Origin of the sequence: Rodentibacter rarus (assembly GCF_001998965.1) — a bacterium.
Taxonomy (GTDB): Bacteria; Pseudomonadota; Gammaproteobacteria; order Enterobacterales; family Pasteurellaceae; genus Rodentibacter; species Rodentibacter rarus.
Window position 1 is genome coordinate 93036 of record NZ_MLHJ01000009.1, and the last position, 18871, is coordinate 111906.

The 18871-nt window shown below is 37.6% G+C and carries 17 protein-coding genes and 2 pseudogenes; 13 read left to right on the plus strand and 6 right to left on the minus strand.

Features of this window, described 5'->3' with window-relative positions; all coding sequences use genetic code 11:
* The first annotated feature begins 203 nt into the window (after window positions 1-203).
* From rplU to BKK50_RS12760, 6 genes are all read left to right on the plus strand, one after another.
* Window positions 204-515, plus strand: a complete 312-nt coding sequence (rplU, locus tag BKK50_RS01505) for a 50S ribosomal protein L21 (protein WP_006251992.1) — start codon at window positions 204-206, stop codon at window positions 513-515.
* Window positions 516-534: 19 nt separating this feature from the next.
* The gene (rpmA, locus tag BKK50_RS01510) at window positions 535-792 is read left to right on the plus strand and encodes a 50S ribosomal protein L27 (RefSeq protein ID WP_077414656.1); all 258 of its coding nucleotides are present in this window, start codon (window positions 535-537) and stop codon (window positions 790-792) included.
* Between the two features lie 76 nt (window positions 793-868).
* On the plus strand, window positions 869-1792 hold the full coding sequence (locus BKK50_RS01515; RefSeq protein WP_077414658.1) for a DMT family transporter: 924 nt from the start codon (window positions 869-871) through the stop codon (window positions 1790-1792).
* 33 nt (window positions 1793-1825) lie between these two features.
* Complete coding sequence (cgtA, locus tag BKK50_RS01520; RefSeq protein WP_077414660.1) at window positions 1826-2998, plus strand: Obg family GTPase CgtA; 1173 nt, start codon at window positions 1826-1828, stop codon at window positions 2996-2998.
* 425 nt (window positions 2999-3423) lie between these two features.
* A complete protein-coding gene (locus BKK50_RS12635; RefSeq protein ID WP_208606188.1) occupies window positions 3424-3828 on the plus strand; it encodes a hypothetical protein in 405 nt (134 codons plus the stop codon).
* A 696-nt stretch (window positions 3829-4524) separates the two neighbouring features.
* The gene (locus BKK50_RS12760; RefSeq protein ID WP_244149401.1) at window positions 4525-5001 is read left to right on the plus strand and encodes a hypothetical protein; all 477 of its coding nucleotides are present in this window, start codon (window positions 4525-4527) and stop codon (window positions 4999-5001) included.
* Between the two features lie 312 nt (window positions 5002-5313).
* Here the strand turns inward: BKK50_RS12760 and bcp are convergent, their stop codons facing one another.
* Window positions 5314-5781, minus strand: a complete 468-nt coding sequence (bcp, locus tag BKK50_RS01540; RefSeq protein WP_077414662.1) for a thioredoxin-dependent thiol peroxidase — start codon at window positions 5779-5781, stop codon at window positions 5314-5316.
* A gap of 104 nt (window positions 5782-5885) precedes the next feature.
* Here bcp and dapA point away from each other — a divergent pair, with 104 nt between their 5' ends.
* From dapA to BKK50_RS01555, 3 genes and pseudogenes are all read left to right on the plus strand, one after another.
* Window positions 5886-6782, plus strand: a complete 897-nt coding sequence (gene dapA, locus BKK50_RS01545; protein WP_077414664.1) for a 4-hydroxy-tetrahydrodipicolinate synthase — start codon at window positions 5886-5888, stop codon at window positions 6780-6782.
* A 115-nt stretch (window positions 6783-6897) separates the two neighbouring features.
* Window positions 6898-7902, plus strand: a complete 1005-nt coding sequence (bamC, locus tag BKK50_RS01550; protein WP_077414666.1) for an outer membrane protein assembly factor BamC — start codon at window positions 6898-6900, stop codon at window positions 7900-7902.
* A gap of 114 nt (window positions 7903-8016) precedes the next feature.
* Window positions 8017-8217 (plus strand): annotated as a pseudogene (locus tag BKK50_RS01555) (2-C-methyl-D-erythritol 2,4-cyclodiphosphate synthase); the annotation flags it as partial.
* A gap of 137 nt (window positions 8218-8354) precedes the next feature.
* Here the strand turns inward: BKK50_RS01555 and BKK50_RS01560 are convergent.
* Window positions 8355-9295, minus strand: a pseudogene (locus BKK50_RS01560) (substrate-binding domain-containing protein).
* Window positions 9296-9437: 142 nt separating this feature from the next.
* Here BKK50_RS01560 and BKK50_RS01565 point away from each other — a divergent pair.
* From BKK50_RS01565 to deoR, 4 genes are read left to right on the plus strand one after another with little or no spacing between them, the layout of a single operon-like run.
* Window positions 9438-10931 (plus strand): sugar ABC transporter ATP-binding protein, encoded by a 1494-nt coding sequence (locus BKK50_RS01565; RefSeq protein WP_077414668.1) that lies wholly within the window; start codon window positions 9438-9440, stop codon window positions 10929-10931.
* A gap of 16 nt (window positions 10932-10947) precedes the next feature.
* Entirely contained in the window at window positions 10948-11979 is a 1032-nt protein-coding gene (locus BKK50_RS01570; RefSeq protein ID WP_077414670.1) for an ABC transporter permease, read from the plus strand.
* A 17-nt stretch (window positions 11980-11996) separates the two neighbouring features.
* Window positions 11997-13445: an FGGY-family carbohydrate kinase gene (locus BKK50_RS01575; RefSeq protein ID WP_077414672.1), complete on the plus strand. Its 1449-nt coding sequence runs from the start codon at window positions 11997-11999 to the stop codon at window positions 13443-13445.
* 11 nt (window positions 13446-13456) lie between these two features.
* Window positions 13457-14206, plus strand: a complete 750-nt coding sequence (gene deoR, locus BKK50_RS01580; RefSeq protein WP_077414674.1) for a DNA-binding transcriptional repressor DeoR — start codon at window positions 13457-13459, stop codon at window positions 14204-14206.
* A 140-nt stretch (window positions 14207-14346) separates the two neighbouring features.
* On the opposite strand, the gene BKK50_RS01585 is transcribed toward deoR, so the two are convergent.
* Genes BKK50_RS01585 through hemC form a run of 4 tightly spaced genes read right to left on the minus strand, consistent with a single transcriptional unit; the run spans window position 14347 to window position 18590 of the window.
* On the minus strand, window positions 14347-15627 hold the full coding sequence (locus BKK50_RS01585; protein WP_077414676.1) for a heme biosynthesis protein HemY: 1281 nt from the start codon (window positions 15625-15627) through the stop codon (window positions 14347-14349).
* Window positions 15628-15636: 9 nt separating this feature from the next.
* The gene (locus BKK50_RS01590; protein ID WP_077414678.1) at window positions 15637-16893 is read right to left on the minus strand and encodes a uroporphyrinogen-III C-methyltransferase; all 1257 of its coding nucleotides are present in this window, start codon (window positions 16891-16893) and stop codon (window positions 15637-15639) included.
* 12 nt (window positions 16894-16905) lie between these two features.
* Complete coding sequence (locus tag BKK50_RS01595; protein ID WP_077414680.1) at window positions 16906-17655, minus strand: uroporphyrinogen-III synthase; 750 nt, start codon at window positions 17653-17655, stop codon at window positions 16906-16908.
* Window positions 17655-18590 carry a hydroxymethylbilane synthase gene (gene hemC, locus BKK50_RS01600; protein ID WP_179108385.1) on the minus strand — a complete coding sequence of 312 codons (936 nt, stop codon included), beginning with the start codon at window positions 18588-18590 and terminating at the stop codon, window positions 17655-17657. Before hemC ends, BKK50_RS01595 begins: the two co-directional genes overlap by 1 nt.
* Window positions 18591-18871 lie beyond the last annotated feature (281 nt).

Here is an 18871-nt window from a genome sequence, read left to right on the forward strand (position 1 = left end):
TTATCAAAGAGAGAATGCGGTGCATTCTACCTGAATTTTTGTACTTTCTAAAATTAATCAATCAGAAAAGGGAATTTTTTTGTTTTATTTTAAATAAATTCTTGCCAGGGGATCGTTTTTTCCGTAGAATTTGCGACCTATTTTATATGAATTTTGAAGTGTATACTGCCTAAAGGCAGAGAACACAGTTAAGCGGAGTATTTATGTACGCAGTTTTTCAAAGTGGCGGTAAACAACACCGTGTAAGCGAAGGTCAGGTGGTTCGTTTAGAGAAACTTGAGCTTGCAACCGGCGAAAAAGTTGAGTTCGATTCGGTGTTGATGGTCGTTAACGGTGAAGATGTTAAAATCGGTGCACCGGTTGTTGCGGGTGCGAAAGTTGTTGCCGAAGTGGTAGCGCAAGGTCGTGGCGAGAAAGTTAAAATTGTTAAATTCCGTCGTCGTAAACACAGTCGTAAACAACAAGGTCATCGCCAGTGGTTCACTGAAGTGAAAATCACTGGGATTCAAGCATAATTCAGAGGAGAGCAAGTAGATGGCAACTAAAAAAGCTGGTGGTTCAACTCGTAATGGTCGCGATTCTGAAGCTAAACGCCTTGGGGTTAAACGTTTCGGTGGTGAGTCTGTTTTAGCGGGTAGTATTATTGTTCGTCAACGTGGTACGAAATTCCACGCAGGTACGAACGTAGGTATGGGTAGAGATCACACTTTATTCGCAACCGCTGACGGTAAAGTTAAATTTGAAGTAAAAGGCGAAAAAAGCCGTAAATACGTTAGTATTGTTACTGAGTAATTTAAAAAACTAATTGAATCGAGCGCCCCACAATTTTGTGGGGCGTTTTGTCTTTTTTAACCTTAGAGAGCAAGAGATGAAACAACAACCTTTATTAGGTTTCATTTTTGCACTGATTACAGCAATGGCGTGGGGATCATTACCTATTGCTTTGAAGCAAGTGCTGGCAATAATGAATGCTCAAACTATCGTGTGGTATCGTTTTGTGGTGGCCGCTCTTGCTTTGTTGTTTTTGCTGGCTTATAAAAAGAAACTCCCCGAAGCAAGAAAAATCGGACAGTATGGTTGGTTGGCAATCATCGGTGTACTTGGGCTTGCCGGTAATTTTTTGCTATTTAGCTCCTCCCTTAATTATATTGAACCTTCAATCGCCCAGATTTTTATCCATCTTTCGTCTTTTGGCATGCTGATTTGCGGTGTGCTTATCTTCAAAGAAACGCTGGGATTGCATCAAAAAATAGGTATTTTGCTTTTGTTGATAGGCCTTGGATTATTTTTCAATGATCGCATTGGTACCTTTAGCGGGCTAAATCAATATTCAACCGGGGTGATATTAAGTGTCAGTGCAGCTTTGGTTTGGGTGACCTATGGTATGGTTCAAAAATTAATGCTAAGAAAATTTAGTTCTCAACAAATTCTTCTCATGATGTATTTCGGCTGTGCAATGGTGTTCACGCCAATGGCGGATTTTTCTCAAGTGAGTGCGCTCACTCCTTTTGCATTGGCTTGTTTTATTTACTGCTGTTTGAATACGTTAATTGGCTATGGGGCTTATGCTGAGGCATTAAACCGCTGGGATGTATCAAAAGTCAGTGTTGTGGTGACATTGGTCCCTCTTTTTACGATTTTCTTCTCACATATTGCACATGCTATTAGCCCAGAGCATTTTAATGCACCGGAATTAAATAGCATTAGCTATATCGGGGCGTTTATTGTAGTATGCGGTGCAATTTTATCGGCAATTGGACATAAATTATTACCCTCGCACAAGATAAAATAGCGGAAAAGTGCGGTTAAATTTTGGAGAGTTTTAATGAAATTTATTGATGAATCTTTAATTCGAGTCGAAGCTGGAGATGGGGGAAACGGCTGTGTGAGTTTCCGTCGAGAGAAGTTTATCCCCAAAGGTGGCCCTGATGGTGGCGACGGGGGGGATGGCGGGGATGTTTATCTTGTGGCAGATGAGAACCTCAATACCCTCATTGACTATCGTTTTAACAAGCGTTTTGCCGCAGAACGTGGTGAAAATGGACGAAGTTCCGATTGTACCGGTCGTCGTGGTAAAGATATTATTTTACCGGTTCCTGTCGGAACGAGAGCCATTGATAATGACACAAAAGAAACCCTGGGTGATCTAACCAAACACGGGCAAAAAATGTTGGTGGCAAAAGGTGGCTATCATGGGCTTGGAAACACCCGTTTTAAATCTTCCGTGAACCGTGCACCACGCCAAAAAACCATGGGAACGCCGGGTGAAAAGCGGGATTTATTGTTGGAGTTGATGTTGCTTGCCGATGTCGGTATGTTGGGTTTGCCAAATGCCGGTAAATCGACCTTTATTCGGGCTGTATCTGCGGCGAAACCCAAAGTTGCGGATTATCCTTTCACTACTTTAGTACCAAGCCTTGGTGTGGTGAAAATGGATGAGGCAAAAAGCTTTGTGGTGGCCGATATCCCGGGTTTAATTGAAGGGGCGGCAGAAGGGGCTGGTTTAGGGATCCGTTTTTTAAAACATTTAGAACGTTGTCGTGTGTTAATTCATCTTGTGGATATCAATCCGATTGACGGTTCAGATCCGGCGGATAATGTAGCGATTATTGAATCGGAGTTGTTCCAATATAGCGAAAAATTAGCGGAAAAACCCCGTTGGTTGGTTTTTAATAAAATTGATACGATGACCGATGAGGAATTACAAACCCGAGCAAAAGAGATCACGGAACGTTTAGGTTGGGATGAGGATTATTATTTAATTTCTGCCGCAACAGGTCAAAATGTCCCTGTACTTTGCCGCGATATTATGGATTTTATTGAGTCCCATCCTCGTGATATGGAAGAAGCAGAGGTTGCACCGGAAGAAGTTAAATTCAAATGGGAAGATTATCACCAAGAACAATTGGCGGAACATCAATTTGATGGTGAGGACGATTGGGATGATGATTGGACAGAAGAAGATGATGAGGGGATTGAATTTATCTATAAACCTTGACCTACTCTCAAAAAGTGCGGGTTTACATTGATCTGAGCCCTAAAAGTTGGGCTCCTAATTTGAGGTGCAGATTATGTCAACCCTTATCAATTTCGTCTAGAAATTATCAAACCGGTCACCGAGCAGGATTTTGCTATCCGTAAGGTGACTAAACTTCATTAAGTTCCTTATTCTCTTGTTATTTATTGGCTAAAAGCATTTTGTGAAAGAAGACTTGATGGCGTAAAATCGCCCTGTTCAAAATTTCACCAATTAAAAGAGTGAAGCCAAAGATGAAAAAAAGAAATTGAAGTTACTGAGTCAATAGGTCTTCAAAAAGTTACAACGAGAATTGACGCTGACTCGTGCGGAGATTGCTTTGCTTAAAAAAGTTGTAGGAACTCGACCGCTAGAAATGATTGCAGAAAAAAAGAAAAATCATTGAAATGTTAAAGCCGAAGATCGCTTTGAATGATTTACTTTATGTGGCTAAAATGTCACGTACTACCTTTTATTATCAACAAGTTAAGAGAGATTATACGCAGGTTAAAGAAGCAATTTTATCGCTGTATCATGAAAGTAAACAGCGTAATGGTTATCATCCTTTGAGGCTAAAATTACGTCAGATGAGCTTTCATCTGAATCATAAAACAGTGATGAAATTATTCATTTGTTCTATTTTACGTAGAAAAAGATGGAGAAAATTAGGGAAAACATCGCTTATTGCACCAAAGGTGTTGAATCGTGACTTTACGCTCATTGTGCTCAATCAAAAATGGGGTAACGGATGTGACAGAATTTTAGGTTGGACAAGAAAAGCGCTACTTTTCGCCATTGATAGACTTATCTAACCGGGAAATTATTTGCTATACGCCCAAAGTTCTCACTAGTAAAAATGATGCTAGAACAAGGGCTTAGCCAATTTAAGCCAACAGAATGCTCAATTACTCACAATGCTCAAGGCGTGTACGATGAATGGGGAAAATGTTGGAAGGTAATGTGGTACAAAGCATAATCCATTAAAGAAATTACTACGAGAATGCCGTGATTGAAAGCTTTTTGGCGATACTAAAATCTGAGTGTTTTTACTAATATGCCGATACTTCAGCTGTTGAACTGAAGGCAGAAATTGAAGAATATTTGGTATATCACAACCAAGATGGAGATGTAATAGACAAAATGGTTGATCAAAAGTGGGTTAAGTCCTTATAGTAAAAGGCTTTAACCCACTTTCTTGAAATATGAGTAAAAAAACTATATTTTCTGTCAAAGTCCAAATGTCTGTAAGTTTGACATTAGAAATAATATTCAGCATTATAGATGTAATGAATGTCATAAAATATTTTCTTTTAAAGAAAAATTAGATCCAATAAAAATTTGTCAAGATTATTCATAGGGAAAACAAACTTATAAACAGCTTGTTAATAAATATCAATGTTCGATTAGAACGATACAGCGATACGTTTTAAATTCATCTAAAACAGGACTAAACCCACCTAAAAATAATACAGAGCTTTTGGGGAAGGGAATTTGGTGTACTTGTCCTAATGGATTTGCTCTCTAAAAAAATGGTTTATCATCAAATTATCAAAAGCGAGAAAGATATTTATTACTTTATTGCTATCATCAAACTTAGAGAAAAAGGCTATAAAATTCAATCAATTACTTGTGATGGTAGATGGGAGTTATTGAAAAACGAGCTGAATATTTCCACTCAATTTTGTCAGTTTCATCAAGTTGCAATTGTGATTAGAAACCGAACAAGGAATCCAAAATCAGAGGTGGAGAAAACCCTAAAAATATTAACCAACCCCTTTAAAATAAGTAGTAAATCAGCGTTTTACGTTAATCTACATAAATGGTATCTTGAATATAAAACATATTTGGAAGAGCGTTCTGATAAGCCTAATGATAAAGGAAAATATTTCTATAAACATAGAAATTTAAGAGGTGCTTATTTAGGTTTAAAGAGAACCAAGATTATCTTTTTTTGCTTTGAAAAATACCCGAGAAAAGGCGAATAATCGACTAGAGGGGCTATTGGGAGAACTTAAGTAGAAATTATCGGTACATCAGGGTTTAACTAAATATCATAAGATATTATTTATTAAAGATTATTTTAAAGAAAAAGCGTTGATCGTAAATTCACGATCAACCACTTTGTCTATTAGGGCATAGGGAAACAAAAAAGATCAACCATTTTGTCTATTACACCAAAATGGATTAAATTTGATTTAAAAGGATTGAACTCGGAGCAATACAGAGCTCAATATTTAAATTAACTAACCTGCCTCAGCTTTTGAGGGATAGCAAAGTGCACTCTATTATTTTAAGTTTTAGAAAGATTGTAAATAATCCAGCACCACTTGGTGATGTTCGCCAGTTTTAAATTTGTCAAATACGTGCTGAATTTTTCCTTGTTCATCGATGAGAAACGTGATTCGATGAATACCGTCATAGGTTTTTCCCATAAATTTCTTTTGCCCCCACACTCCAAATTGTTCAGCTATTTGGTGATCTTCATCTGCAAGTAAAGGGAAATTTAAGTCTTTTTTCTCTGTAAATTGCGATAGTTTTTTCGGTGAGTCAGGGCTGATACCTAAAATGACTACACCTAATTGTTCCAACTCACTTTTTACATCACGCAATCCACAAGCCTGTGTTGTACAACCTGGTGTAAGCGCTTTAGGATAAAAATAAACCAGTACTTTTTTGCCTTTGAAATTTTCAAGCGAAACAGGATGATCGGCTTGATCTTTTAGGGTAAATAGAGGCGCCATATCGCCGGGTTTTAATGTTTTCATAGAAAATTCCTTAAAATAAAAAAATGATTTGCAAATCGCCGTTATTTTAGCGATCCTAACGAATATTTTTCAAATAATTAATCATCATCGATGACGGAGGTTTTATGTCCAAACAAAACGCCTTATTTTTTGGCAGTATTGTTGCATTAGTCACACCGATGGATAACCACGGTGAAATTGATTTTGGCATGCTGGAAAAATTAGTGGAATTTCATATCAATGCAGGTACAGATGCGATTGTTTCGGTAGGGACGACCGGTGAATCTGCGACACTCAGTATTGAAGAAAATGTGAAGGTTATTGAGAAGACTGTGGAACTGGCAAAAGGTCGTATTCCTGTTATTGCCGGAACAGGGGCAAATGCAACCAGTGAAGCGATTGTAATGACGAAATTATTACGCGATAGTGGCGTAGCAGGTTGTCTTTCCGTCGTTCCTTATTACAATAAACCGACCCAAGAAGGGATGTATCAACATTTTAAAGCCATAGCGGAATGTACTGATTTACCGCAAATTCTTTACAATGTACCGGGGCGTACCGGTAGCGATATGAAACCGGAAACCGTTGCACGTTTAGCCCAAATTGAAAATATTGTGGGGATAAAAGAGGCAACCGGTGAGGTGAATCGTGTAACCGAAATCAAAAAATTAGCCGGAAAAGATTTTATTGTGTTAAGTGGTGATGATGCAACCGGATTAGAGGCGATGAAATTAGGGGCAGAGGGGGTGATTTCCGTCACCAATAATCTTGCGGCAAAAGAAATGGCGGAAATGTGTCGCTTAGTCCGATCAGGAGAATTTGCTAAGGCAGATGAAATTAATCAACGCTTAATGGCATTACATCGTGATTTATTTGTGGAATCAAATCCAATTCCAGTGAAATGGGCGGCTTATCGTTTAGGGTTAATTAAAACACCATATCTTCGTTTACCGCTCACAATTCTCAGTGACGGTGCGCAAGCAAAAGTAGAAACCGCGCTAAAAACAGCCGGTTTAATTTAAATGAGTAAATGGCAATGGGGTTGATTTTTCAGCCCCAAACTTTAAAAAAATTAGCTGGCAGATTTTGTTGTCAAAAAGTGCGGTTAATTTTTTATTCATTTTTAAGGGTTTAACAATGAAAAAAATTCTCTTAGGATTAATCACAGTTAGTTTATTATCAGCCTGCTCATCCAATCCTGAAAAATTACAAGGTGCAAATGACACCTATCAGAAATCCGATATATCAATCCCAGGTTTTTCCCCGTTAGCAACTGGTGGAGTGAATCTACCAAAGCAAGATTCAACTTATGAGTTGCCAAATATCGATATTCAAAAGGGGGAAATAGTAGATATTCGCCCACCATCAACTCCTTTGGCGCTCATCAAAAATTCACTCACACAATTTGATGGTGAACGTGCCTTGATTGTTTATTCCAATGAGCAGGCCTCAGTTTATAACCTACAACAGATTCAACGCCTCTTAAAAGAGGAAAACATTGGTTCAACAATCAATGGCGCTATTCTCACCACGGATTGGCATAATACCGGACGGGTTGATGACAAAATCAATACTGAAATTCAATATCAAATTGAGCAGATTTCAGTGCGTGATGCAAGTGCTCTGACAGTTTCAATTAAACAAATGCGCCGTGACGGTATTATTTTCACCCCGAGTGTAGCTGAAAAACAACGCTATACATCAACCCGTTTAAATCATTTTATTTCCGTATTAACCAATGCTTATAACGAACAACAAAAAAATCTTAATAATGCCTCGGTGGGTGCATTCCAATCAGGCTTAATCACAGATACAAATGGGAGAGTGGCATTAAGTATGGAGGCGACCTTTGACCAAGCGTGGGAAAAATTAGGCTCAGTGCTATCCAAAGTGGGATTTACTATCAAGTCAGAAACAGTCGGTCGTGGACAACGTGAATTGAAATATTCACCTTTAGATCAAGAAGATTGGCTACGTTTAGGTATCAATGAACCAGAGCTCGAAAAAGGTACTTACTTTATGCAAATTTCTGCTATCGGAAAACAAAGCGCCCTTGTAATTACTGATGAGAAAAATAAAGCATTAAGTGGTGAGGTCGCTCAAGCAATTTATCAAGCTCTTAGTGCGTGGCTTGCGAATTAAATAAAAAGCGTAGTTGATTTTTTTATTGAATTTTGACCTACCTCCAAAAAGTTAGACTTATCTCATTTAAGGAGTGACTTCTGTATTGTGTATAGCTTAGTCCTTTTAGTTGAAATGGATATCACTATTATTGCCCAAGCTCCTAAAATGCGTTCTTATATTGATGAAATGCGAGCGGTGATTGCTACTGATTTATCCTGCGATGTTGAACAAGTCAACGTGAAAGCGACAACAACAGAAAAATTAGGTTTCACCGGAAGAGGCGAAGGGAGCGCTTGTGAAGCTGTGGCGTTGCTAATGAAATCAATCTTCTGAGAAAAATAAAGGCACAATTGATATTGTGCCTTTTTGTTTGATGGTTTTTGCATTCATATTCTAAGCAGAGAACTTAGCATGGTAGTTAGTCATCTGTTCAGAATAGATTTTGTATTTACTCTCCCGCATTTACTATGCTAGTAATTTTTTGACATTTCCTTATCAACCACTACAGGGTCAACATAATAAACTTCAGGAATCTCTTGTTTGTTAAGTTGTTTTAACGCACTTTCAATTGCTACAGCAACTTGTTTTTTCGGTAGCTGATCGATGGTATTTTGCATTTTTCCTTGTTTTACATATTCAATTGCAAGAGGGATTCCATCGTATCCAGTCACCAAAACTTTACCGAGTAAACCCGCATTCTCTACAGCTGTGACAGCTCCAATAGCCATATTATGTTTGCTGCAAAAATACCATTTATATCTGGATGGGCGGTGAGAATATTACTGGTTACATTCAATGCTTGCTCCGTTTCCCAGTTTGCTGATTGAGAGGCAACGATTTCGATCTCTGGAGATTCTTTAAATGCTTTTAAGGCTCCTGCTTTACGTTGTTCTCCGTTATCTACCCCCGGGATTCCTTCTAATATTGCTATTTTACCTTTACCACCAACTGCTTGTACTAAATTTTTAGCGGCTAAATATCCCCCTAAGAAATTGTCGACCCCTACATAATTGAATTTTAAATTTGCTTTTTTCGCAGCTGCAGCGTCTAAACGGACATCTAAATCAATGATTGGAATGCCCGCTTTTTCCGCTTTTTGGAAAGCAGGAATAAATGCGATGGAGTCATTAGGTGTGACGATAATTGCATCTACTTTTTTTGCAATCATATTTTCAACAAGACCAACTAACTGCTCTGTTGAGTCTTCTTTTTCTGCAACTTGAATTGTTAAGTCAACATTCATTTTCTTTGCAGTTTCTTCAGCACCTTGTTGCATAGAGATAAAATACTCATTACTAAGGGTTTTCATTAATAATGCAATTTGTGGTTTATTTGCTGAATAACTGTTATTCGATAAAGCAAACATAAGTAAACCAGTAGAAATCATATTGCGCAAGAAAGTTTTTTTCATAATTCATTCCCTCTGTATGTGGTTTAAACGATTTAGCTTACTAGAATTAACAACTTTACTAGTGTGATAAGTCTAACATTTTTAATCTATAAAATACTTTACCCTATATTCGAATTTTATAAGAGATGATAGGGAGAGAGCGATGGCTTTAAATTCAAAAGCAATCTTAGAACTCCATAACGTAAGAAAAAGCTTTTTCGGAGTTGATATTTTAAAAAATATTAATCTTACAATTAATGAAGGAGAGGTACATTGTTTGGTTGGGGAAAATGGTGCGGGTAAATCTACACTATGTAAAATAATTGCAGGAATCTATTCCAGAGATAGCGGAGAAATTACTTATAAAAACACTTATTACCTTCCTAAAACAGTGAAAGAAGCCCAAACATTGGGGATTGGCTTTATTCATCAAGAGCTAATGTTAGTTCCTCAATTGACTGTACTAGAAAATATTTTTTTAGGCTCAGAAAAAAAACGTGCCGGTATGCTTATGGACTGGCATGACATGCGAGAAAAAACTCAAAAAATCATTAATGAGTTGGAGCTAGATATTCATCCCGATGATTTAATTTCCAATCTATCAGTAGCTCAACAGCAAATGGTTGAGATTGCTAAAGCAATTTTGGGTCAATATAAAGTGATTATTTTTGATGAGCCAACTTCCTCAATATCAAGAAAAAATACTCAAACACTTTTTAAAATTATTAGGCAGCTAAAGGAAAAAAACGTTGCAATGATTTATATTTCTCACCGATTAGAAGAGTTTGAGTATATAGCAGATAAAGTTACCGTACTTAGAGATGGAGAGATTACGGGGACAATTCCATATCAAGAAACTTCTACAGAAGAAATTGTTAAATTAATGGTTGGTAGAGATATTGATTTTAGCAAATATCAAAGAGAAAACAGATTTCATGAGGAGAAATTAAGGGTAGAAAATATTAGTAATAAAAAGTTAAAGCAAATTTCATTCCAACTTAATAAAGGTGAAATTTTGGGGTTTGCAGGCTTGGTGGGGGCTGGAAGAACAGAACTATTACGGGCAATCTATGGGGCAGATGGAGCAACAGGTGATATTTTTATTGATAATAAAAAGGTGGATATCTTTTCTCCTGAAGATGCAGTTAAAAATAAAATTGGATTTATTACTGAGGATCGTAAGTCACAAGGTTTAATTTTAGGATTAAGTATTAGAGAAAATATCACACTACCAATATTAAAACGTTTTTGGAAAAAGATCTATTTAGATAAAAAAAGTGAAAGACAGCTTGTTGAGAAAAATAGGGAGCAATTAAAAATTGTTTCTAGAGATCAAGAACAAGAAACAAAAACGCTCTCTGGAGGAAATCAGCAGAAAGTTATTATTGCAAGGTGGTTAGAAAGTGGTGTGAATATTCTATTTTTTGATGAACCTACAAGAGGAATTGATATAGGCGCAAAATCTGAAATCTATGATTTAATGCGAAAATTTGTTGAACAAGATGGAAGTATTATTATGGTGTCATCGGATTTACCGGAATTAATTACGATGTCAGATCGGGTCATTGTTATGCGTAATGGTGAAAAAATAGAGGAAATTACTAAACGAGATGAAATTAATGAAGAGAATCTTATGCATTTAATGATCGGTGTTTAATAAAGTTGGAGGAATTATGAATAATCTAAGAAAAATATTTTCTAAATTAGGAATTGGAATCATCTTATTTATTATGATTGTTGGTATGTCCTTAGCACATGAGGTATTTTTATCTTCTAATAATATACTTAATATCTTATTACAAGTTTCTGTAATTTGTATTATTTCAGTTGGTATGACTTATGTCATTTTAACTGGTGGAATTGATTTATCCGTAGGATCGATTGTTGCACTAAGTGCAGTCTGTCTAGGGATATTTATTCATAGTGGATTAAGGTATTTAGGGGATAGTCCCTCTGATTTTTCTGTCGTAATACTTGTTTTATGTTCCATTATAGGATCGATTCTTGTTGGAGCAATTTGTGGTTATATTAATGGATTTCTTATTGTTTATTGTAAAGTTACTCCGTTTATTACAACGTTAGGTATGATGGGGATAGCTAGAGGGCTAGCCTTAACACTTTCTGATGGTAAAACAATCTATAATTTTCCTGATGCGCTACGGTTTTTTGGCAATGGTAAACTTGAGCTAACAGAGCAAATCCATATTCCTATTCCTGTCATTATCGCTATTATTGTTGTATTAGTGAGCTATTATGTATTAAGTCAAACCATTTTTGGTCGACAAATTTATGCTCTAGGGGGAAACCGTGAAGCAGTTCGTTTATCAGGGATTAATGTCAATCGCTTAGAAATAAAAGCTTATGTCATTAATGGTGCATTGGCTGCAATTGGGGCGGTTATTTTAGTTGGACGATTAAATGCTGCACAGCCTATTGCAGGTACGGGCTATGAGTTAGATGCGATTGCGGCTACCGTTATCGGAGGAACAAGTTTAATTGGTGGAATTGGTTCTGTCATCAGTACTTCTATTGGTGCCTTAATTATGGGGGTATTACAAAATGGATTGACATTACTGAATGTAACCTCTTATTTACAGCGATTGATTATTGGACTTGTTATTGTCCTTGCTGTATTTTTAGATCAAGTACGCCGTGGAGAAGTTTCAATGAGCAATTTTAAAGCTATTTTCTTTCGAAGAGATTAAGTCATTAGGAGGGAATAATGGAATACTATTTAGGTATTGATTGTGGTGGAACTTTTATTAAAGCAGCTATAGTGGATAGTGTTGGGAATATTCTTTCATCATCAAGGCAAAATTCTCCAATACTAAGTGAAAAAGAAGGCTATGCTGAAAGGGATATGACTAAATTATGGTTAGATTGTATTAAAGTCATAAAAGCGGTTATAGAACAAAGTAATATCAGTTCAAAACGAATAAAATCTATTGGAATATCTGCTCAGGGTAAAGGACTGTTTCTATTGGATAAGGGAAATAAACCTTTAGGGAAAGCTATTCTTTCTTCGGATCAAAGAGCTAACAATATTGTCAAAAATTGGGAGAAAGAACATATTCATCATTGGCTCTATCCAAGGACCTATCAACCACTTTGGGCAGGTCATCCAGTTTCAATTTTACGTTGGCTGAAGGAGAATGATAAAGAACGTTATGAAAGTATTGGTGCTATCTTAATGTCTCATGACTACCTTAGGTTTTGTTTAACAGGCAAATTATATTGTGAAGAAACGAATATTTCTGAATCTAATTTATATAATATGACAACAAAAACCTATGATGCTGAAATTATAGAAAAATTAGGCATCGCTGATGTATATGACAAACTTCCTCCTATAGTAAAATCAAATCAAGTGGTAGGCTATATTATGCGAGAAGCAGCCGAATTGTCAGGTTTAGAAGTGGGAACGCCTGTAGTTGGTGGTTTATTTGATGTAGTGGCTTCCACATTATGTGCTAATCTGACAGATGAGAATAAACTTTGTGCTATTTTGGGTACTTGGCACATTGTTAGTGGAATAACACGGAATTTTGCAAGTCAACAACAACGATTGGTTCATGGTTGTTATCCTGAAACAAATAAGTTGATTGTTCATGATGATAGCCCAACTTCTATTGCGAATTTAGAATGGTTCATTGAACAGTGGGCGCCCCTAACTTATGACGAAATCAATATTCTTGTAGATAGTGTAAAACCTCAGTTAGATTCGATTCTATTTATTCCATTTTTATATGGAACGAATGCAGGGGATGTGAAGGGAGGATTATATGGAATCCAATCCTACCATACCAAATCTCATTTATTACGTGCAATTTATGAAGGCGTTATTTTTAGCTTATTGACGCATATAGAAAAGATGAAGAAAAAATTTCCTAATGTAGAAAGATTACATGTAATGGGAGGAATAACGAAATCACAGGTATGGCTGCAAATTCTTGCTGATATTACTGGTATGTCGTTAGAAGTTTCTGCAATAGATGAACTGGGGTGTTTAGGGGCAGCGTTAGTTGCTATGCAAGGTATTGGCGCAGATACAAAATGTATGATTAATAAGTTAAAAAGCGTTGAATATATAGAACCCAATAAAGAAAATTATTTTATATATCAACAAAAATATAAGTATTATACGAAGTTAATCAATGCACTTAAAAGCTGATGAGTGGTCATATGGCAATAGATAATATTAAAGCTAATTCTAGGATAAAAAAATTAGAATTACTTTTAAAGCAGGTGGACAAAATCCATTTACGAGAGGCTTCTACTATCCTGAATGTCTCAGAAATGACTATTCGCCGAGATCTGGCATCTACCAATTCAATGAGTTTATTAGGTGGATATATAGTTAATGACGCAAAAAATAGCTATTTCCTTTTAGAACAACAAGATAAAAATGTAGTAGAAAAAATGGAAGTAGGAAAATTAGCTTCTTCTTTAATTGAGGATGGGGATGTCATATTTTTTGACTGTGGGACGACAATTGCCTCTTTGGCTTCACAAATATCTAATAAAGTAAAATTTACAGCAATATGTTGTTCTATTAACACTTTTATGATTTTACAAGAGAAAATAAATTGCAATATTATTTTATGCGGTGGTCACTATTCGAGAGATAATTCACTCGTCACATCTATTCAAAATTATTCCATATTGGATTTTGTATGCACCACGAAGGCTTTTATTGCTACTTCTGGTGTTGATAAACAACAGGGATTAACCTGTTTTAGATTTAGTGAAGCTCAAGTAAAACAGAAAGCGATGGCAAAAGCACAAAAGAAGATTCTTATCTTTGATCATACCAAGTTTAAACAAGTTCACCCCGCTTATATTGGTCGACTTGATGACTTTGATCTAATAGTTTGTAATAAACCAATTCCAGAAGAATTTGGAATACCAAGTGAAAGGATTTGGAAAAGATAATTAAACTAAAATACAACTATTTTTCTAGATTAATTTTAGGGGCTGTAAAAGTTTTGTTTCTAGTATATTACTTTAGTAAATACTAAAATTCATAGCCCCTATTCATTTCAACTAATGGGAAGTTGTTACTTATTTATAGCTTATAAGTTTTCCCCTTGTTTTTCCAAAAGTGCGGTGGGATTTTCTTTGGTTTTTTCTGTCTCTTCATGGTGGAGAGACATCGCATGGCGTAGGCTTTCTTGGCGGATTTGTTCTGCCGTTGCGTTATCGCCTGCTTGTTCAAAGATATAAATTGCCATCATGGTATCGTTAGATTCAAGCTGTTTTGGACAAGCGATGACTTTTTTAAATGCTTCAGCCGCTTTGGTAAATTCGTTATTGCGAACATACAAATAACCTAAGGCTCGGTTGATTCCGCATTGCTGATCTTCATCTGCACGTTTGACCCGTTTTTCGATCATTTTGATTAATTTGGTATTATCAACCGGTTGTAGGCGGGTTATTTGGGTGCAAAGTGTTGGGCTTAATGGGGTGTTTTCTCCCCATTTTTTCAATACTTCGAGGGTAAATTCATAAGCGGATTCATGATCATTACAATCAATTAAACGCTCAATCAATGCCACTTTTAAATCTAAGTCTTGGCGACGGCGACGAGGCTGTTCTTCCCACCAAGCAAGCAAACCATCCACCCCTTCTTCATTCATTTTTTCATCAAGTAGGCCATTTTCGGTTTTAACCTGTATCGCTTTAAATTCTTCTTCATTGTATATGCCGGCACGTTGAATTAAATCCAAAATGTTATCAAGAGCCTGATAGGCTTTGGATTGGGTATAAATTTCAACGGCAAGTTTTAATACTTCTTTATTGCGATCTGTCATTTCCAACAAGCTATCTACCGAGCTTCTGGCGGCCGGTAATTTGTTTTGTTGTAATAGAATGCGGGTGCGGGCAATCTCTACCAACAAATTGTCGGAACCGGCAAGCTCTGTGGCTTCAATTAAATAGCGGTTTGCACTAAATTCATCACCACGTTGTTGGGCGGCTTCTGCCGCAGTAATTAAATTCAAAATCGGTTCATCGGAATGTTTGGCATTTTTACCGATAAGTTTCTCTGCTTTGGCATAATCGCCCTCGTTCATTTTCATTAAACCTTTAAGGGTTTGTTTTTGTGCTTTCACCCGTTTACGGCGGGAAAACCAACTGTAGGTGTTATTACTTAAACGAAGAAAACGGCTGATCCCCCATTCAACAAAATAAATGATCGCAAGGGTAGCCACAAATAAGATCACGAGGGTCGTGATGGACATTTCATAAATATTGTTCGCCGTTTCAATACGCACATAACCTTGCTGACCGGAAAGATGGGGGCCTGCAATAAGTCCAGCGAGTAAAGCCAGCATTAAAAATAGTGTTCTAAACATAGTCTATCCTTATTGTTGTGGCTCAGTTGTTGGTTTGGCTTGCGGAGAAACGCTTTCCGGATGATTGGTTGGATTTTCCGATACCGCTTCCGATTTAGCCGGTTCATTGAGGGATTTTTCTGCCTCAATTTCGATTTTTTGCACCTCTGCCGGTATGCGGTTGAGATATTTATCCAACAAGTTCAAACTTTGTAATTGGGTTGGAACGTCTACATAAACGGATAATTCTGCTAATTCATCAATGGATTTTAAGAAATTTTGGGTGACTTCTGCATCAGTATCAAAATAGCTACGCACCCAAGTTGCCACGGCATCCAAAGATTGTTTATACAGATCATTTTGTTGGCGTGGTACTGCCATAATGGCTAATTGCAAACGCAGACGGATATTCTCACGTAAATAAATATCTTGATTCGGTGCAAGCAACTCTTTTTTATCTGCCCCCTGTTTTGGCGTGATACGAATAAAATGATTTAAAAAAGAGACCGCACTTTTTTCTGCATTTGCCTGCCAGTCATCTAACGAATCGGACAATTTTTCCGAATTAGGGTCATCGCCAAAATTCACATTAAGCACAGGCAATTCATCCACCGAATTGGCGAGCAGAGAAAGGCGTTGCATCACGGCATTTTGATCAATACTGTCAACGGAAAGGAGTTGTTTGAGATCTTGGTTGATGGCAGAACGAACGGCCATCGCCTCAGTATTATTGACTTTGGTTAGCGTTTCGTCAGCCAGTTTGAGTAAGGACACGCCGGTATCCACATCGTTGTCTAACACTAATTTACGCAAAGCATTGTTTAATAAGAAATCGGCTTCAGAAAATAACCAATCGTTAGGTTGTTGCGCAACCGCTTGTTTGCTGACATAGTCAAGCTGTTGGCGTAGGGTGCTAAAAGCTTGTTCTTTTGCTGCAAGTTGCTGTTCAAGTTGGGTGATTTTGCTTTGTGTTTCACTGTTGGCTTTTTCAAGCTGAACAAATTGTTCGGTTTGGTTTTGATTGGTTGGCACTGTCGCAGTTTGACCGATTTGTCCTTCAAGTGCGGTCAGTTTTTGTTGAATTTCGTTCACTTGTTGCTGACCGAAATAATAACCGACACCGCCTACACCCAAAGCGATTAAAATAGCCAACAGACTTAATCCTGTTCCACTTTTTTTCACGATAGTTTGAGGAGGGGGAGGAGGGATTTCTACTTGATTTTCAACCGCACTTTGTACGCTTTTATCAAGATTTTCCACGACTTCATTTGATTGATTTTTCGCCATATTCATTCCTTATTAGGTCATTGAGCTAAGTAATGTATTCAACAAACTTGGGTTGTCCGCCTTTGGAGACAAGGTGACGCTTTGCCAGCCTTGCTGTTGCGCTGCTTCTGCAATACGAGGGCTGACTGTCACTAAGCGGCAACCTTTCAGCCAATTTTGCTCATTTTCCGGTACAAATTCAATGAGTGCTTGCAGAATTTCGAGGCTGGTTACCACTAAAGTATCAACACCGGCACGTTTACAAATACTGGTTTGTTCTTCCTTATTATAGAGGATTGGCTCTCTACGGTAACATTCTAAAATATCAACAATGGCGCCTCGTTGTTTTGCCTGTTCTGCAAAATATTCACGTCCGCTGTTGCCACGTAAAATTAAAATTTGTTTTCCATCAAGCCGTTGCATTTGTGGAAGAGCAAGTAAGGCTTCACTATTTTCCTGTGAGATAGGATAACGGACGACTTGCTCGCTTTGACAAGAAAAATACTGAGCGGTTCTTTGCCCGACAGTAAAGTATTGTAAATCTTCACGCCAATAAAAACCGGTTTCTTTCAACGTTTTAACGGAAAAATCGACCGCACTTTGGGAGACGAGAAACACATAATCACCACAGTTAAGTTGAGTCAATTTTTTTGGAAATGCTTCCAAATCGCCACCGCTTTCAAAGGTGAATAAAGGGAGGTGCAATGCTACGATGCCCGATTGATTGAGTAAATCAACCAGTTGTTTTCCACGTTCATCTGGGCGGGTGACAAGCACAGCCATTATTGTTCTCCTTGGGCGTACAGGTTGGCAAGAATACGATCTGCACCTTGGGCAAGGAGTTGTTCTGCGATTCGAACGCCTAATTCTTCTGCATTTTCCACCGCACTTTTTCCTTCGGCTCGGATAACCGCAGAGCCGTCAAGTTCGCCCACGAGGGCTCGTAAATAAATCTGATTGTTTTCCAAAATGGCATAGCCGCCAATAGGCACTTGGCAACCACCTTGTAAACGAGCATTCATTGCCCGTTCTGCCAAAACGCAAGCGGTAGTTTCTTCATCGACAAGAGGTGTTAGCAAGGCTTGAACCATTGTATCATCGGTGCGACATTCTATTCCCACCGCACCTTGACCGGCTGCCGGTAAAGAGAGCTCGGTCTCAATAAATGAGGTGATGCGTTCTTTCATCCCTAAGCGGATTAACCCGGCAGCGGCAAGAATAATCGCATCGTATTCACCCTTATCTAATTTACTTAAACGGGTGCCAACATTGCCTCGTAACGAACGAATATCTAAATCCGGGCGTAATTGTTTTAGCTGACATTGACGGCGTAAACTTGAGGTGCCAACAATCGCCCCTTGGGGTAGGTCATCAAGCGAGGTATAGCGATTGGAAATAAAGGCATCACGAGGATCTTCCCGTTTACAGATCACACTTAATCCCAATCCTTCAGGGAATTGCATTGGTACATCCTTCATAGAATGGACAGCAATATCCGCCCGATTTTCTAACAAGGCATTTTCTAGCTCTTTGACAAATAGCCCTTTTCCACCAATTTTAGCCAAGGGGGTATCAAGAATCACATCCCCTTTAGTGACCATTGGAACAAGTTCTACAGTGAGAGTAGGATGAAACGCCTCTAAACGTGCTTTAACAAAATTTGCTTGCCATAGTGCAAGTGGACTTTGCCGGGTGGCAATTCTTAAAATGGTTGACATAGTTATCATTATATTAATGTCTTAGCAATGTTGCCTATCCTATCACTGTTAAGTTGAAAAGTCAGTTTTCATTTAATTTTTAGATTTCCATTTTATGTGATATTGCTATTTAATAAGCCTAATAATAAATCAACATTTGATTGTTAAAAACGTAGTTTTTTCTTGAGTTTTTACTAAAATTTAGTACCATTGCGCTGAATTTTGCCACGAGGTTAATTAAGTGCAAAATAACTATTGACTTAACGAACAAAGGATGCAGAATGAGCCAACAGCCAACAGCC

Bases quoted from the DNA above. Each gene is read 5' to 3' on its own strand.
- rplU (WP_006251992.1), top strand. From the start codon at position 204: ATGTACGCAGTTTTTCAAAGTGGCGGTAAACAACACCGTGTAAGCGAA.
- rpmA (WP_077414656.1), top strand. From the start codon at position 535: ATGGCAACTAAAAAAGCTGGTGGTTCAACTCGTAATGGTCGCGATTCT.
- BKK50_RS01515 (WP_077414658.1), top strand. From the start codon at position 869: ATGAAACAACAACCTTTATTAGGTTTCATTTTTGCACTGATTACAGCA.
- cgtA (WP_077414660.1), top strand. From the start codon at position 1,826: ATGAAATTTATTGATGAATCTTTAATTCGAGTCGAAGCTGGAGATGGG.
- BKK50_RS12635 (WP_208606188.1), top strand. From the start codon at position 3,424: ATGTTAAAGCCGAAGATCGCTTTGAATGATTTACTTTATGTGGCTAAA.
- BKK50_RS12760 (WP_244149401.1), top strand. From the start codon at position 4,525: ATGGATTTGCTCTCTAAAAAAATGGTTTATCATCAAATTATCAAAAGC.
- bcp (WP_077414662.1), bottom strand. From the start codon at position 5,781: ATGAAAACATTAAAACCCGGCGATATGGCGCCTCTATTTACCCTAAAA.
- dapA (WP_077414664.1), top strand. From the start codon at position 5,886: ATGTCCAAACAAAACGCCTTATTTTTTGGCAGTATTGTTGCATTAGTC.
- bamC (WP_077414666.1), top strand. From the start codon at position 6,898: ATGAAAAAAATTCTCTTAGGATTAATCACAGTTAGTTTATTATCAGCC.
- BKK50_RS01565 (WP_077414668.1), top strand. From the start codon at position 9,438: ATGGCTTTAAATTCAAAAGCAATCTTAGAACTCCATAACGTAAGAAAA.
- BKK50_RS01570 (WP_077414670.1), top strand. From the start codon at position 10,948: ATGAATAATCTAAGAAAAATATTTTCTAAATTAGGAATTGGAATCATC.
- BKK50_RS01575 (WP_077414672.1), top strand. From the start codon at position 11,997: ATGGAATACTATTTAGGTATTGATTGTGGTGGAACTTTTATTAAAGCA.
- deoR (WP_077414674.1), top strand. From the start codon at position 13,457: ATGGCAATAGATAATATTAAAGCTAATTCTAGGATAAAAAAATTAGAA.
- BKK50_RS01585 (WP_077414676.1), bottom strand. From the start codon at position 15,627: ATGTTTAGAACACTATTTTTAATGCTGGCTTTACTCGCTGGACTTATT.
- BKK50_RS01590 (WP_077414678.1), bottom strand. From the start codon at position 16,893: ATGGCGAAAAATCAATCAAATGAAGTCGTGGAAAATCTTGATAAAAGC.
- BKK50_RS01595 (WP_077414680.1), bottom strand. From the start codon at position 17,655: ATGGCTGTGCTTGTCACCCGCCCAGATGAACGTGGAAAACAACTGGTT.
- hemC (WP_179108385.1), bottom strand. From the start codon at position 18,590: ATGTCAACCATTTTAAGAATTGCCACCCGGCAAAGTCCACTTGCACTA.